Consider the following 15,356-nt stretch of genomic DNA (forward strand, 5'->3'; position numbering starts at 1 on the left):
CCTTTCTAGCTTCATTACTATGCGTAAATCTGGCCCAGTTATCAATAGAAGTTGGCCCCATTTATGGATTTAATGAAACTATTTGTCCCATTTATTGATAAATGCGATGCCTCTAGCTGCTGCGAATGGCTGACATGAATTTCGGGAGAAAGATATGTTTATGCAGGCCATGTCCCATACCGTCCGATGGCCATGGCGCGCGGGTTTCGTCGTTCTCTTTTCCATGCGCATTTGAAAGAACAAGGCGACGTGTTTGGTGAAGTTGCTGGTTGGGAGCGTGCAAATTGGTTTGCGAATGCTCCCAATGAGCACCGTGCCGTGCAAAGGCGAGGCCGCGGCCGATATATGATCCGAAATCTGAACGCGTGAAGGTGTGATAAACTGATTCAAGTGTTTGGCTTAACGCCTTGGCTTTGAATCATTTTACCTGTGCTGCGGTGATGGCAATCATGTCTGTCACATCCTGTGCAGAGCAGCCGCGTGATAGATCATTTGCTGGTTTTTTAAGGCCCTGAAGGATAGGGCCGATTGCCTGCGCGCCGCCAATGCGCTGGGCAATTTTGTAGCCGATATTACCCGCATTCAGATTGGGGAAAACGAATATGTTTGCATCGCCTTGCACGGTATCATCCGGTGCTTTTATCTGCGCGACAGAAGGCACAAAGGCTGCATCAAATTGCAGCTCGCCTGAGACTGTTAAGTCTGGTTCTTTTTCGCGTATTAGCTTTGTGGCCTTTTGAACCTTGCTAACTTTTTCATGACGTGCGCTGCCTAGCGTTGAAAAAGATAACATGCCAATTTTAGGCTCGCGCCCTGTGAGTGATTTGTATGAGCGGGCAGATGCGATAGCGATTTCTGAAAGCTGAACAGCATCAGGTTCAATCGTAAGGCCGCAATCAGCAAATACGAATACCCCTTTTTTCGTATGATATTGCTCATTCATAACCATCAGAAAAAAGCTGGAAACCAACGCAGCGTCGGGTGATTTTTTGATGATTTGAATGGCGGCGCGTACTGTGTTGGCGGTTGTGGTAACGGCACCAGAAACGGTGCCATCCGCATCGCCAAGGCGCACCATCATCGCGGCAAAGTTAAGCGGTTTTCTCATGCTCTCATGGGCAAATTCTTTTGTTACCCCATTTTCTTTTCGAAGCTCATAATAACCGCTGGCATAGGCTTCATGGTGTTGTGTATCCGCCGGATCAATCAGATTGAAATCTGATGGGGTGTATCCGCGCGATTGAATGGCGTTCGTAACCTCAACTTTGTTGCCAAGTAGAGTAATGGCCGCAAGATTTTGTTTAATGGCTTCGGCAGCGCCATCAATAATACGTGGATCATGGCCCTCGCTAAGCACAATATGGCGGCGCACTTTTTTTGCAGTGGCATAGATGGACTTTAGCGGATCAAGCATGGTTTCTCTCACGTCATATAAAACGCTCTGCCAATGTTGGAATCACTGGCAGAGCGTAACTTTAATCATCCATTTATGTCATTTGACAGTCCGAACAGGTCTTTAACCTTATTCAGCAGCTTGTTGAGGACGCATATCGTTTGGATCAATGCCTGCGACAGTGACAGGTTTCTTCATTGCATCGCGGCGGAACGGTTCACCAAGCTCCTGATTTAAAACAACTTCGATGAAAGTTGTTTCGTTTCGCTTCATTTGGCCTTCAACGGCTTCGTCCAGCGCTTTTGTCAGATCTTCCATCGTTGTGACTTGCACGCCTTTGACGCCGCAAGCTTCTGCGATTCTAGCATATTCCACGCCGAGATTTAGCTCTGTGCCCACGAAATTATCGTCAAACCACAATGTTGTGTTGCGTTTTTCAGCGCCCCATTGATAGTTTCGGAAGATCACCATGGTGATCGGCTTCCAGTCATTACGGCCACAAGCGGTCATCTCGTTCATGGAGATGCCGAATGCACCATCGCCAGCAAATCCGATAACCGGCGTGTCTGGGTTGGCGATTTTAGCGCCTAGGATGGCTGGAAAACCGTATCCACAAGGGCCAAAGAGGCCTGGTGCTAGATATTTTCGGCCCTTTTCAAATGTTGGATAAGCGTTGCCGATCGCGCAATTATTGCCAATATCAGACGAAATGATCGCATCATTTGGCATTGCGACCTGAATTGCGCGCCATGCCATGCGTGGTGACATGCGTTCGGGCTCACGATCACGTGCACGTTCGTTCCATGTTGTGCCCGGATCGTCATCTTCGTGGTCCATGGATGAAAGCTGTTGCAGCCAAGCAGATTTTGTTTGCGCAATAAGCGCTTCGCGGTCTTTGCGGCCGTCATCGCCAGCGCTTGCAGATAGTTTTTCCAGAATTTGCTCAGCGACAAGTTTTGCGTCGCCCTGTATGCCGACAGACACTTTTTTCGTCAGGCCGATACGGTCTGAATTCATATCAACCTGTATGATTTTTGCGTCTTTTGGCCAGTAATCAATACCGTAAACTGGCAGTGTTGAGAACGGGTTGAGGCGTGTGCCAAGGCACAGAACAACATCTGCTTTGGCAATCAACTCCATTGCTGCTTTTGAGCCATTATAACCAAGGGGGCCGACTGAGAGCGGGTGTGAACCGGGGAACGCGTCATTGTGCTGATAGCCGCAGCATACCGGTGAAGAGAGTTTTTCAGCAAGTTCGGCGGATACAGGAATAGCACCAGATAAAACGACACCAGCACCGTTTAAAATAACCGGAAACTTGGCTTCTGAAAGCAGTTTAGCAGCTTCGGTAATCGCTTGCTCGCCGCCGCGAGGGCGCTCTAGGCGAACGATCTGCGGCAATTCAATATCAATCACTTGTGTCCAGTAATCGCGTGGCACATTGATTTGTGCAGGGGCTGATCCGCGCCACGCTTTTTCGATCACGCGGTTAAGCACTTCAGCCATACGAGAGGGGTCGCGCACCTCTTCTTGATAGCAAACCATGTCTTCGAACAGTTTCATCTGTTCGATTTCTTGAAAACCGCCTTGGCCAATCGTTTTATTGGCAGCTTGCGGTGTAACCAGAAGCAATGGGGTGTGATTCCAATAGGCTGTTTTGACAGGCGTTACAAAGTTGGTAATGCCGGGGCCGTTTTGCGCGATCATCATCGACATTTTACCGGAAGAGCGCGTGTAGCCATCTGCGATCATGCCTGCGTTGGTTTCATGGGCGCAGTCCCAGAATTTGATGCCCGCTTTGGGAAATAGATCTGAAATTGCCATCATGGCAGAACCGATGATGCCGAATGCATTTTCGATGCCATGCATTTGCAAGACTTTTACAAAGGCTTCTTCCGTTGTCATCTTCATATTATGTACCCTCCACAGTGGTTACAGATAAATCGCGCTGTTGAGATGAACCATGTTCGCTCAACATTCTCATTCTTGCGTAGTATAAGGGCTTGCATCATATTCAGTGCCAGATTTTATGGTTCATTGGGCCAGTTATGTTTTCATGCTGTTTAACGAGCAAAAACAGTCAAACACAGCCCTGATTAAAATATGCTGATATAGGGGCTTAAAATATACAACGGACACTCTTGTTCGTTGCGGACAACTCACACCAATGCATTGCTAAGCTTGACAATTGCTGCAGTGCGAAGTCAAACACTACAAGAAGCCGCCTTTTGAGAGCGGCATTTGTGGAGGTTTTGATGAAGAAGATTTATCCGAATGCGGCATCTGCTTTGGAAGGCTTGTTGCATGATGGAATGTTCATTGCTGCTGGTGGTTTTGGCTTATGCGGTATTCCTGAATTGTTGCTCCAAGCAATCAAAGAAGCTGGAACCAAAGACTTAACTTTTGCATCCAATAATGCAGGTGTTGATGAGTTTGGTATTGGTATTCTTCTTCAAACCAAACAGGTGAAGAAAATGATTTCGTCCTATGTGGGCGAAAACGCTGAATTCATGCGCCAATATCTCTCTGGCGAGCTTGAATTGGAATTTAATCCGCAAGGAACTTTGGCAGAGCGTATGCGTGCCGGTGGCTGCGGTATCCCTGGTTTTTACACCAAGACTGGCGTTGGTACTGTGATTGCCGAAGGCAAAGAACACAAAGATTTCAATGGTCAAACCTACATCATGGAAGAGGGCATCTTTGCTGATCTTTCTATCGTAAAAGCTTGGAAGGCTGATGAAACGGGCAATGCGATTTTCCGCAAAACAGCGCGAAACTTCAACCCACCAGCTGCCATGTGCGGCAAGACTTGCGTGATGGAAGTAGAAGAGATTGTGCCTGTGGGCACGCTTGACCCGGACCATATTCATTTGCCGGGCATTTATGTGCATCGCCTTTTCCAAGGTGAGCATGAAAAACGCATCGAACAACGCACAGTGCGGGAGGCTTGATCAATGGCTTGGGACAGAAATCAAATGGCTGCACGGGCAGCTAAAGAGCTTCAAGACGGCACTTATGTTAATCTGGGTATCGGTATTCCAACCATGGTTGCCAATTACATTCCAGATGGTGTGGAAGTTACACTTCAATCAGAAAACGGCATGCTTGGCATGGGGCCGTTTCCGACCGAGGAAAATATCGACCCTGATCTTATCAATGCGGGTAAGCAGACAATTACGGAACTGCCGCATACGGCATATTTCGACAGTGCGACATCGTTTGGCATGATCCGCGGCGGTAAAATAGCTATGGCGATTTTGGGCGCTATGGAAGTTGCCGAGAATGGCGACTTGGCCAATTGGATGATCCCGGGCAAGCTTGTAAAAGGCATGGGCGGCGCAATGGACCTTGTTGCCGGTGTTGGCCGCGTTGTTGTTGTGATGGATCATACCAATAAGCATGGCGATTCAAAACTGCTCAAAGAATGCTCATTGCCGCTGACAGGGCAGGGTGTTGTTGACCGTATCATTACCAATCTTGGTGTGCTGGATGTTGTTGATGGTGGCTTAAAAATCATTGAAACTGCTGACGGTGTGAGTGAAGATGAGCTTCGTGCAGCAACGCAGGCAAATATAGTCAATTGATGATAAACTCTGTTTGTGCGTTGAACTTATTTGTTAATTTTAGCGCACAAGCGCGGAGCAATTGTTTTGAATAATATACGCCGAATAGCCACTAGCCTTGCCAAGCTTATGGCTGTTCTGGGTGGTTTGCTGCTCATTTTCCTCATTGTAATGACATGTGTCAGTATTGTTGGACGCGGTTTCAACACGATTGGCAATATGTCTTTCGTGAAGGAAAATATGTCCTCAATCGCCGGATTTTTGCAACAGTTTGCGCCGATAACAGGTGACTTTGAGCTTGTTGAAATATCAATGGCTCTGGCGATATTTCTATTTCTTCCTTGGTGTCAGCTTAACCGTGGTCATGCATCTGTCGATCTGTTCACGCAGCGTCTTTTAAGCGGGCGCGGCAATGAATATCTTGCGCTAATCTGGGAGGTGCTGCTTGTTGTAATAACAGTTGTCATCACTTGGCGGCTCTACGCAGGTATGCGCGATAAGATGCTTTATAACGAGACAACATTTCTGTTAACATGGCCTGTCTGGTGGGGGTATGCCGCATGCTTCATCGCAGGCCTGTTTGCTGTTGTTGTGGGCTTTATGAGTTTGATTATTCATTGGTCAGAGCGCAACGAAACGATACATTCATCTGAACAGGTTGGCCCATGAGTAACTTTGATATTGGGCTCATTTCACTGCCTGTACTGATCTTTCTTATCTTCATCCGCATGCCGATTGGTGTCGCGATGATTGTTTGCGGTCTTGGTGGTACAGCGCTGGTGTTTGGCGACTGGACTGTCGTTCTGGCAAAAATGAAGTCAGAAACCTATTCCACATTTTCCAGCCATTCCTTGTCGATTGTGCCCTTGTTTTTGTTGATGGGACAGTTTGCATCGCTTGGCGGTATGTCCCAATCCTTGTTTCGCGCAGCAGAAGCATTCTTGGGCCACCGCAAAGGCGGGGTTGCGATGGCTTCTGTTGGTGCTTCGGCTGGGTTCGGTGCGATTTGCGGCTCGTCCTTGGCAACAGCTGCAACAATGGGGCAGGTGGCACTGCCGGAGCTTCGCCGCGCAGGCTATGAAGGTGGGTTTGCAACTGCAACACTTGCAGCAGGCGGCACGCTTGGCATTTTGATACCGCCTTCTGTCGTTCTCGTTATCTATGCTATTTTAACAGAGCAAAATATCGCAAAATTGTTCATGGCTGCCTTTATTCCAGGCTTGCTCGCGGCGATTGGTTATATGTTGACCATTGCCATTTATGTCCGCGTTTTCCCCGGTAGTGAGCAGATTAAAAGCCGTATGCCCTATAGCGAACGGCTGACAGCGCTTTTAGCTGTATGGCCGGTATTGCTCGTGTTTTTTCTGGTTGTTGGCGGCATTTACTTCGGCTGGTTCACACCAACTGAAGCGGCTGCAATCGGTGCGGCTGGAACAGGGCTTATCGCCTTGTTTAGCCGTGCGCTTACGCTTGATAATTTTGTCGATGCCTTGCTATCAACGGCATCCAATACGGCGATGATTTTTTTAATCGTGCTTGGTGCGAGCTATTATAATGGTTTTCTAGCGCTCACGCAGGTGCCGCAAGAAATGTCGCAATATGTTGTTGCTATGGGCTTAAGCCCTTGGGTTGTTTTGACTGTTATCCTTTTGGTTTATCTCGTTTTTGGCTGCATTATGGATAGTCTTTCCATGATTTTGCTGACGATTCCGATTTTCTTTCCAATAATTTCTGGTCTTGATTTTGGATTGTCGCCAGAAGAAACAGCGCTTTGGTTCGGTATTTTGGTGCTTATTGTGGTTGAGGTCGGGCTTATCACGCCGCCTGTGGGCATGAACCTTTTCATCATCAATTCGATGGATAAGGAAACACGGTTAGGGGCCACCTATAAGGCGATCATGCCCTTTATTGCGTCGGACATTTTGCGCACGATTATTCTTGTGATGTTCCCAAGCCTAACGCTTTATCTGGTGCGACTTTTCTATTGATGTTGCACAAGCAGCTTTATTCATCAGTGCTTTGCGCATGACACGCGATGTTGCAGATTCAGTAGTGTTCTTTTGCTGAAAATGAGACTTTTTGCCTCGATTCACCGCTTCAGACATGCTTGTATTCTTGAGAATAAGGAGCATGTTTGATGACGGATGAAAGCCGAATACCAACGAATTTAAGAACTTTATTGATACTTGAAATCGTGGGTAATTCAGACAAAGCACTGTCACCAACTGAAATTAATCAACATATCGGTTTGCCAAAACAAACAATGCACCGGCTTTGCGCGACATTGGTGGAAGAGGGCTTTTTAATATATGAGCCAAGCGGCAAACGTTTAAGGCCAGCACGGCGTTTGCGTTCGTTGGGCGTGGGCATGTTATATGCGTCGCATATTCACATTGGCCGTCGGCAGATATTAAAGCATGTCGCACAAACGCTTGGAGAAACGGTCAATTTTGTTGTGCCATCCGATGATGGCATGACCTATCTTGATCGGGTTGAAACCGACTGGCCAATTCGCGTTCAGCTTCCGGTGGGAACTCATGTTCCTTTCCACTGTACGGCCAGTGGCAAAGTTTTTTTGGCGTCGCTTGCACCAGCTATGCGCGAACGGCTTGTTCGCTCTCTTCAGCTTAAACCCTATACAAGCAACACGTTTGAAAATGCAGACAAGCTTCTTGAGAGCTTAGAGACGATTGCCAGCCAAGGTTATGCGATTGATGACCAAGAATTCATGGATGGAATGGTTGCGATTGCAGTGCCTATTTTTGATGAGAAAAAGCGTTTCCTTGCAGCACTTGCTACGCATGGTCCAACGGTTCGTCTTGATCCTGAAATTCTAGTTCAGCACAAAACACTTTTATCAAATGCTGCACGGCAATTGGCGCGTGCACTGGTTGATGAATGAGTTGCCAGATTTCAGATAATTGGACCTTATGCGCTTCTCGGTGCGCTAAAATTACCGAAACAAATGGAGTGCTCTGGAAGAAATGAAGCGCAAGAACGCTTGAGGTTCGGGTAAACTAAACTTCTGACGTTGCAGGCTGGTTTGTCACAAGAAACCCGCCTGATTGACGCGCCCATAGCTGTGCATAGAGGCCGTCGCTTTCAATCAATTCATCATGCGTGCCTTGCTCGACAATCATGCCCTTATCCATAACGACAAGGCGGTCCATCGCGGCTATTGTCGAAAGACGGTGGGCAACGGCTATCGTGGTTTTGCCCTCCATCAAATTGGTAAGGTTTTTCTGAATCGCTGCTTCTGCCTCAGAATCAAGCGCGGAGGTTGCCTCATCTAAAGCCAAAATCGGGGCATCTTTTAACAAAACACGAGCGATAGAAACGCGTTGGCGCTGTCCACCAGATAGCTTTATGCCTTTTTCGCCGACATGGGCATCATAACCTTGGCGATCATCACTGTCTGTGAGCTCTTGAATGAAAATGTCTGCTTGCGCTAACTTTGCCGCGTGCTCAATTTGTGCATCGCTGGCGGTTGGATCGCCATACCGTATGTTGTCGCGAATGGAGCGATGCAACAGAGATACATCTTGTGTCACGACACCAATTTGGCGTCTAAGCGATGCTTGTGTCACGTCGCGAACATCCTGACCGTCAATTTGGATGCTGCCAGCATCAACATCACGCAACCGCAAAAGCAGCGCTATGAGAGTTGATTTACCCGCGCCAGACAGACCAACAATACCAACTTTTTCACCTGCTTTAATTTGAAGATCCAGTTTGCGCAGCACCGGCTTTGCTGCATCTCCATAGGAAAAATCGACGTTGTTAAACGTAATTTCTCCAGCACGTACAACAAGGCTTGGTGCCTTTGTTTTGTCTGTGATTTTAGGCTGGCTGGTAATGACCGGCATTGCATCTTTTATTGTGCCGAGCGCCCGCGTAATGCCCTGACCAAGGCCGATGAAAGCATTGGATGAATCTGATAGTGATCGCGATACAGTTATAGCGGCAACAAACTCACCAAGCGTCACAAATCCGTCCACCAAGCCCCAAATGCCAATAGAGAATATTGAAACCACGAGGGCAACATTGAGTAAGTTGACGCATGTGTCTGTGGCGATGTATGCGCGGTTTTCGCTGTGCTGTGTGTCAATTGTCTCGCCAATGACTTTGCGAATAGCGCCTGCTTCTGAATCTTCGGCGGCAAAGAGTTTCACCATCGCGATATTGCTGTAGATGTCAGTCATTGCGCCAGTTGCTTTGGAGCGTGCACCGGCAACATGTTTGGAGCGCTGCATGTAAAGTGGCATCACATAATAGGCGAGTATGCTATTGGCTATGATCCAAAAAAGAACAGGCATTGCAAGCTGCCAAGACAATGCGAGCAACAGTGCAAACGAGCCAAAAAATTGAATGCCAACATAGGGAATAGTGCTCATTGAAAGCATCATAATGCGCTGTGACGCGCTTGTTACTTGCGCGATACGGGAAGCGACTTGCCCTGCAAACAAATCTTCAAAGAATGCCATGTCTTGGTTTTCGACAGCTTTGTGCGCTTGCCAGCGTAGCGCCGCTGGCATCAAGGTTTCCACTGTTTGATACATATATGTTTCTGCCACAAACCGTATGGAGGGATTGAACACGGCAAGCGTTATCAAAATTAAAAGCAGTAATATCCAATTTTGATCTAGAAAAAGCGATGCACCTTGCGCAGATACACCATCAACAATGAATGCCATAGCCCAGATGAGAAGCAGAGACACTGACGCTGAAATAATCGACAAAATACCGACAACAATCAGCACGGCACGGAACATTTTTGCAAAATGCCAGACCAGTTTTAGTGGTCCGTCATCCGGCATTGGCAGCACTGGTAAATCCAGTGGGGCAATCAGTTTTTCGAATGGTCCAAATATACGGTCAGCAATTGTCATCTAAGATATATAGCTACAAAAATTGTCACTGCTATATAATACAAGAATTATTCTGCTGATTGCGTTTTGGCGGGTTGAACATTCGCGGAAGATGCTTCTGATTTCGCCTCGTTCATTTGCTCCAATATTTCTTCAGGAACGGGCTTTGGTTGTGCTTCACACTCGAAGAAAATGCGTTTTGTGCATGTCGCACAAATTGATTTATCCAATGTGGGAACAACGCCGGCAATCGCATCACCTTTCGACAGGTGAATGAATTCACGGCCTAATTCCTTGATAACTTTAAAACGCGCTAGCTTAGAAATTGTCTTGGGCGTTTTTGTTTGTAGGTGGAAGGAACCGCCGCGCTTACGTCTGCGATTAGCCTCTTCTATCAACAGGTCGGCACCGGGCATATCGATTTCACCGATGCCCTTCACGATGAAGATCATATTGGTTTGATCTTTGCGCTCGATTTCAAAGCGTCTGAATTGTTTGCGCAGATATTCAACCGATCCGAAATAGAGCGGACCATCCAAACGGGCAATCATGAGCTGCGGGCATTCGGGTAGTGTTTCATTGCCACTGCCGATGCCTGAGCCAGAGAATGTGCGGCGTTTAGAATTGGGATCCGGTACGCCGATACCAATTGATGGCTTTGACGTTGAATTCAAAAACAAGCCAAGTGACAAAAGCACGCCAGCATAAATCGCAAATTCGAGATTGATTAGGATTGCCGAGAAAAATGTGATGCCAGCAATGACAGCTTCTGAGGCGGATGTGCTGAATATGTGCTTGATTTCTTGAAGGTCCACCAAGCGCCATGCGACAAGAATGATGACGCCAGCCATTGCCGGAATAGGCACATAGGCAAACCAAGGGGCGACAAGCAATAGGATGATGAATAAGAATATCGCTGAGAAAATAGCAGATAATGGCGTTTTTGCGCCTGCTTCATAGTTCACACCTGAACGGGTGAATGATGCTGAACCGGGGTAGCACTGGAAGAAGCTGCCGACGATGTTTGATGCGCCTTGGCCCAAAAATTCACGATTGTTGTCAACCATCTGACCTGATTTCAAGCCGATTGCGCGCGCCACTGACATAGCCTCCAAAAGGCCAACCATCGCGATCGCAAATGCCGCAGAAGACAAGTCGCGCAAAGAGCCCAATGAAAAGTCAGGGAGTACAAATTTTGGTATAACAGTTTCAACCGCGCCGACCGTCGCAACGGAAGTTGCTTGTCCGGAAAGCCAAATACTAATGCCAGTCGCAGCTGCAAGCGCAATGAGGTAATTGGGCCATAAGGGGCGCCATTTCTTTATCGCTACACCGATAAAAAAGGCAAAGGCTGCAATGCCAACGGAATAGGGATCTATTTCGGGGAATTTTTCATAGATGCCGACGGTGAACTCAACCAATTCGTCAGGGCGGGGTATCTCAACACCCAAGGCATGACGTACTTGGCTAAGAGCAATCAAAAGCGCTGCACCGGTCATAAAGCCTGTCATGACTGAATGGGAAACAAAATCCACCATGCCGCCTAGGCGGGCTATACCAAGCGCGAACTGATAAATACCAACCAGAAAGGCGAGCGTAATTGCAGCGCTGATATAGCTGTCTGTACCGGGCTGGAAGCTGCCGACAAGAGACACAAAGACCAGCGCAGAAATTGGCGTGGTTGGCCCTGAAACAGCATGTAAGCTTGATCCGCATAATGCCGCGACAATAGACGTGACTATCGCAGCATAAAATCCATATTCAGGGGGCAGTCCTGCAATCGCTGCGAAGGCAACGGCTTGCGGCAAAACGAGGGTTGCACCGGTTAGGCCAGCGATGAGATCGCTGCGCAGCGTATCTTTGCTGATCGTTTTGATCCATGGCGGCATGTAAAACAGTTCGTTCAAGTAGCCCTGAAATTGACGACCACGTTCTCGCCACGGATGGGCTTCTTCGCTCATTTTACTGTCCTGACCGAGCAGATGAATACGTATTTCCAATACGCACAGCAGCACAATGGCTTTTTAGCCATATGCTGTATGATCGGAAATTGCTCATTCCACTACCAATTAATTTATTTGACTTGTACAGTCTGTTTGCCTGCGCATGAAATGCGCGACCCACCAATTGGCAAAACTGTCAGTACGAGCCAAAGCTCAAAAATAAAATTTATACGGGCATTTCAAATGCGTACGTAACTGAATATCGTTATCTACTTGTAATGATGTGTCGTATAGGACCAGTTAGGTCCATGACGCAAACCGGATGATCTTACTTTGTGTCAATATTGCGAATTACCCGTTGATAAGCGCACATTTTCTCTAAATCTTAGTTTAGTGCCAGATCTTATTAGGAAATAGCCATGACCTCTCTGCAAATTCACCAGTTCGATTATTATAACGACAATTACGGCGTTCTGATTCACGACCCTGAAAGTGGTGATACAGTTGCTATCGATGCAGGTGATGCCGATCCTTATTTGAATGAGGCTAAGCTCAAAGGATGGAACATCACCCAGATTTGGATCACGCACCATCACTGGGATCACACTGATGGTTTGGCAAAGCTCAAGCAGGAAACAAAAGCAAAAGTCTTTGGACCAAGTAAGCAGAGCACAGCTATTGTCGGATTAGACGTTCTTTTGAATGAGGGTGATGAAATCGAATTTGCGAACCGCAAGGTCGAAGTTCTTGAAACGCCAGGGCATACGCTGGACATGATCAATTTCTATTTGCCCGATGATGACACCATCTTTGTCGGCGATACATTGTTTGCGCTGGGGTGCGGGCGTCTTCTTGAAGGTACGCCGTCCATGATGTGGAGCAGCTTGCAAAAGCTAGCCAAGTTACCCGCAAAAACGACTGTGTATTGCAGCCATGAATATTCCCTTGCGAATGCGACATTCGCATTGAGTGTCGATCCGGAAAATGAGGCGCTTAAAGAACGCGCTGAACAAATCGCAAATCTACGTGAAAAGGGCCAGCCGACGGTTCCTTTTACATTGGAAACGGAGCTGGCGACCAATCCATTCTTGCGCCCTGATGATGAGAAAATCCGTTCCACTTTAGGAATGGAAAATCAAAGTGACGAGGCGGTATTTACTGAAATTCGCAAGCGCAAAGATAATTTCTAACGCGCTATAAGCTTTTGCTGAATTGCTTTAGATGCAACGCCCTCCATCAACTTCCATACATACACCAGTCACCATGCTGGATTCATCCGAACAAAGATAAACTGCGGCATTGGCCATATCTTCTGGTGTTGAAAAACGGCCCATAGGAATCGTGGAGAGAAATTTAGCACGCATTTCAGGGGTGTCTTCACCCATGAAGGTTTTGAGTAGCGGTGTTTCACCGGCAACGGGATTGATCGCGTTCACTCGTATTCCTTCAGGCGCGAGTTCAATTGCCATGCTTTTGGTGGCGTTGTTCATCCAGCCTTTGGATGCGTTGTACCAGCTCAAGCGCGGGCGAGGGCTAACGGCAGCTGTTGATGCTACGTTGAGAATTGCGCTTGCTTGGTTTTTCCTCATGTGAGGCACAATATGCTTTGCCGTGAGGAAAACAGACTTGCAGTTGACGGCAAACACCTTGTCGAAATCTTGTTCGGTAATTTCATCCAAAGGTGCGGGCAGGTGAGTGGTTCCTGCATTATTGATCAATACGTCGATTTTTCCATAGGCTTCGAGTGTTGCTTCTACCATTGCTGCAACGCTTTGATCATCGGCAACATTGGTTTTAATTGCACGCGCACTTTGGCCAAGTTCACCGGCCAGCTCATTTGCTAAATCGATATTGAGATCGGCAATCATTATTTGCGCCCCTTCGGATGCAAATTTTCGTGCAATACCAGCGCCAAAACCAGATGCTCCACCGGTAATGATCGCGACTTTATTCTTCATTCGCATGGGTAATTCCTATCCGTGACGTGCTGCGACAGTTTTTAATGTTGAAAATCCATATAGGGCTTCAAACCCTTTTTCACGGCCATGGCCTGAAAGACCTGATCCGCCAAAGGGTAATTCTACACCGCCGCCAGCACCATAATTATTCAAGAAGACTTGGCCGCTGCGCAAGCGTTTGGCAAGGCGCATTTGGCGCGCACCATTTTCGCTCCAGACGGAGGAAACAAGCCCGAAATCTGTGCCATTGGCTATCGCGACCGCTTCTTCTTCGTCTTGAAACGGAATTATAACTTGCACAGGTCCGAATATTTCTTCCTGCGCCAGAACATGTTCTGACGATGCTCCAGACAATAATGTCGGTGCAATATAAGCGCCGCCTTGAGGAGCGTCTTCGACTATCGTGCCTTTTCCTATGATTTCCAGATCGCCTGCTTTTTGAAGATAGCCCTCAACGATTGATTTCTGGCGCGCAGAGATGACTGGGCCAAGATCAAGGTCTGCCATAGCTGGGCCAACTCTCAATGCAGAGTAACGTTTTGCCATTCTTGAAGCGACTTCATCATATAGGCTTTGGTGCACTAAAATACGTGAAGAAGCTGAACAGGTTTGGCCTGCATTCTGGATGCCAGCATTGACGAGAAAAGGCAGTGCTGCATCAAGGTCTGCATCTTCAAAGACGAGCTGGGGTGATTTGCCACCCAGCTCCAATGTCACTGGTATAACATTTTGTGCAGCGGTTGCTTGAATTGCACGGCCAGTAGGCACCGAACCGGTAAAGGAAATGTGGTGAACGCCTTTATGACTGCTGAGTGCTGCACCTGCCTCGCTGCCACGGCCGGGAACGACATTGAGTGCGCCTGCGGGAAGTCCAACCTGTCTTGCAAGATCAGCAAATGCCAGTGCTGTTAAGCATGCTTCTTCTGCTGGCTTTAATACGCAGGCATTTCCCATTGCTAAGGCTGCGCCCACAGATCTGCCGATGATCTGCATAGGGTAATTCCACGGAATAATATGTCCCGTTACACCGTGGGGTTCACGCAGCGTATAGACAGTATATCCATCAAGGTAAGGGATGGTGGTGCCATGAATTTTATCAACAGCGCCGCCATAAAATTCTAAATAACGCGCCAGTGCCAACACATCTGCACGTGCTTGGCTAAGAGGCTTACCAACGTCCAAAGCTTCAAGCTTAGCCAGTCGTTCAGTGTTCTCAAGAATCAAAGCACTTAGTTTAAAGAGAAAACGTCCGCGCTCTGGTGCTGTCAGTTTTCCCCATTCACCATCAAGGGCTGACTGTGCAGCAGTAACGGCATCATTGATATCAGCAGAAGATCCTGCTGCTATATCGCAAATTACTGTACCATCAGAAGGGTTGATGAGATCAATAGTTTCACTGCTATGGGATTGGCGCCATGCGCCGCCAATAAAACATTTATTAGTTTCAAACCAAGTATCAGGCTGGCTCATCTGTTTCTCCATTTCAGTTTTAATCTTGCATGTAATTTATATGATGCAAAGTGTACTCATTATTCATGCCCAAAAATATTGTGCGTGCCACTAAAACTTATCTGTTCTTTTTAGTCGTTTAATGTTGTTGACGCCTCAAAATACTTGTATACATGAGGTGT

Annotated in this window: 12 protein-coding genes; 6 read left to right on the forward strand and 6 right to left on the reverse strand. The window is 47.4% G+C overall.

The genetic code is table 11. The annotated features are described in order from the left end of the window. Nucleotides 1-418 precede the first annotated feature (418 nt). Nucleotides 419-1,414 carry a phosphate acetyltransferase gene (gene pta, locus N530_RS0114970; RefSeq protein WP_026481357.1) on the reverse strand — a complete coding sequence of 332 codons (996 nt, stop codon included), beginning with the start codon at nucleotides 1,412-1,414 and terminating at the stop codon, nucleotides 419-421. 108 nt (nucleotides 1,415-1,522) lie between these two features. Then, nucleotides 1,523-3,304, reverse strand: a complete 1,782-nt coding sequence (gene xsc / locus N530_RS0114975; protein ID WP_026481358.1) for a sulfoacetaldehyde acetyltransferase — start codon at nucleotides 3,302-3,304, stop codon at nucleotides 1,523-1,525. Nucleotides 3,305-3,648: 344 nt separating this feature from the next. Here xsc and N530_RS0114980 point away from each other — a divergent pair, with 344 nt between their 5' ends. From N530_RS0114980 to N530_RS0115000, 5 genes are all read left to right on the forward strand, one after another. Further along, entirely contained in the window at nucleotides 3,649-4,344 is a 696-nt protein-coding gene (locus tag N530_RS0114980) for a CoA transferase subunit A (RefSeq protein ID WP_026481359.1), read from the forward strand. A 3-nt stretch (nucleotides 4,345-4,347) separates the two neighbouring features. Beyond that, a complete protein-coding gene (locus N530_RS0114985) occupies nucleotides 4,348-4,977 on the forward strand; it encodes a 3-oxoacid CoA-transferase subunit B (RefSeq protein WP_018688253.1) in 630 nt (209 codons plus the stop codon). 66 nt (nucleotides 4,978-5,043) lie between these two features. Continuing rightward, a complete protein-coding gene (locus tag N530_RS0114990) occupies nucleotides 5,044-5,625 on the forward strand; it encodes a TRAP transporter small permease (protein WP_211097918.1) in 582 nt (193 codons plus the stop codon). Beyond that, nucleotides 5,622-6,944 carry a TRAP transporter large permease gene (locus N530_RS0114995; RefSeq protein WP_026481361.1) on the forward strand — a complete coding sequence of 441 codons (1,323 nt, stop codon included), beginning with the start codon at nucleotides 5,622-5,624 and terminating at the stop codon, nucleotides 6,942-6,944. The genes N530_RS0114990 and N530_RS0114995 overlap by 4 nt, the downstream gene beginning before the upstream one ends. Nucleotides 6,945-7,093: 149 nt before the next feature. After that, nucleotides 7,094-7,858 carry an IclR family transcriptional regulator gene (locus N530_RS0115000; RefSeq protein WP_026481362.1) on the forward strand — a complete coding sequence of 255 codons (765 nt, stop codon included), beginning with the start codon at nucleotides 7,094-7,096 and terminating at the stop codon, nucleotides 7,856-7,858. Between the two features lie 115 nt (nucleotides 7,859-7,973). Here the strand turns inward: N530_RS0115000 and N530_RS0115005 are convergent, their stop codons facing one another. Both N530_RS0115005 and N530_RS0115010 read right to left on the reverse strand, forming a co-directional pair. Then, nucleotides 7,974-9,845, reverse strand: coding sequence for an ABC transporter ATP-binding protein (locus N530_RS0115005; RefSeq protein WP_026481363.1), 1,872 nt, complete (start codon nucleotides 9,843-9,845; stop codon nucleotides 7,974-7,976). Nucleotides 9,846-9,892: 47 nt separating this feature from the next. Further along, nucleotides 9,893-11,785 (reverse strand): SulP family inorganic anion transporter, encoded by a 1,893-nt coding sequence (locus N530_RS0115010; RefSeq protein WP_026481364.1) that lies wholly within the window; start codon nucleotides 11,783-11,785, stop codon nucleotides 9,893-9,895. A 401-nt stretch (nucleotides 11,786-12,186) separates the two neighbouring features. Here N530_RS0115010 and gloB point away from each other — a divergent pair, with 401 nt between their 5' ends. Beyond that, nucleotides 12,187-12,957, forward strand: coding sequence for a hydroxyacylglutathione hydrolase (gene gloB, locus N530_RS0115015; protein ID WP_026481365.1), 771 nt, complete (start codon nucleotides 12,187-12,189; stop codon nucleotides 12,955-12,957). Nucleotides 12,958-12,984: 27 nt separating this feature from the next. Here gloB and N530_RS0115020 read toward each other — a convergent pair whose 3' ends face one another. Both N530_RS0115020 and N530_RS0115025 read right to left on the reverse strand, forming a co-directional pair. Next, on the reverse strand, nucleotides 12,985-13,731 hold the full coding sequence (locus N530_RS0115020) for an SDR family oxidoreductase (protein ID WP_026481366.1): 747 nt from the start codon (nucleotides 13,729-13,731) through the stop codon (nucleotides 12,985-12,987). 9 nt (nucleotides 13,732-13,740) lie between these two features. Further along, nucleotides 13,741-15,195, reverse strand: coding sequence for an aldehyde dehydrogenase family protein (locus N530_RS0115025; protein ID WP_026481367.1), 1,455 nt, complete (start codon nucleotides 15,193-15,195; stop codon nucleotides 13,741-13,743). Between the last annotated feature and the right edge of the window lie 161 nt (nucleotides 15,196-15,356).

It is taken from the genome of Ahrensia sp. 13_GOM-1096m (assembly GCF_000620605.1).
In the GTDB taxonomy this organism is placed as follows: domain Bacteria; phylum Pseudomonadota; class Alphaproteobacteria; order Rhizobiales; family Rhizobiaceae; genus Ahrensia; species Ahrensia kielensis.

Bases quoted from the DNA above. Each gene is read 5' to 3' on its own strand.
- N530_RS0114985 (WP_018688253.1), top strand. From the start codon at position 4,348: ATGGCTTGGGACAGAAATCAAATGGCTGCACGGGCAGCTAAAGAGCTT.
- gloB (WP_026481365.1), top strand. From the start codon at position 12,187: ATGACCTCTCTGCAAATTCACCAGTTCGATTATTATAACGACAATTAC.
- N530_RS0115005 (WP_026481363.1), bottom strand. From the start codon at position 9,845: ATGACAATTGCTGACCGTATATTTGGACCATTCGAAAAACTGATTGCC.
- xsc (WP_026481358.1), bottom strand. From the start codon at position 3,304: ATGAAGATGACAACGGAAGAAGCCTTTGTAAAAGTCTTGCAAATGCAT.
- N530_RS0115000 (WP_026481362.1), top strand. From the start codon at position 7,094: ATGACGGATGAAAGCCGAATACCAACGAATTTAAGAACTTTATTGATA.
- N530_RS0115020 (WP_026481366.1), bottom strand. From the start codon at position 13,731: ATGCGAATGAAGAATAAAGTCGCGATCATTACCGGTGGAGCATCTGGT.
- N530_RS0115025 (WP_026481367.1), bottom strand. From the start codon at position 15,195: ATGAGCCAGCCTGATACTTGGTTTGAAACTAATAAATGTTTTATTGGC.
- N530_RS0115010 (WP_026481364.1), bottom strand. From the start codon at position 11,785: ATGAGCGAAGAAGCCCATCCGTGGCGAGAACGTGGTCGTCAATTTCAG.
- N530_RS0114995 (WP_026481361.1), top strand. From the start codon at position 5,622: ATGAGTAACTTTGATATTGGGCTCATTTCACTGCCTGTACTGATCTTT.
- pta (WP_026481357.1), bottom strand. From the start codon at position 1,414: ATGCTTGATCCGCTAAAGTCCATCTATGCCACTGCAAAAAAAGTGCGC.
- N530_RS0114980 (WP_026481359.1), top strand. From the start codon at position 3,649: ATGAAGAAGATTTATCCGAATGCGGCATCTGCTTTGGAAGGCTTGTTG.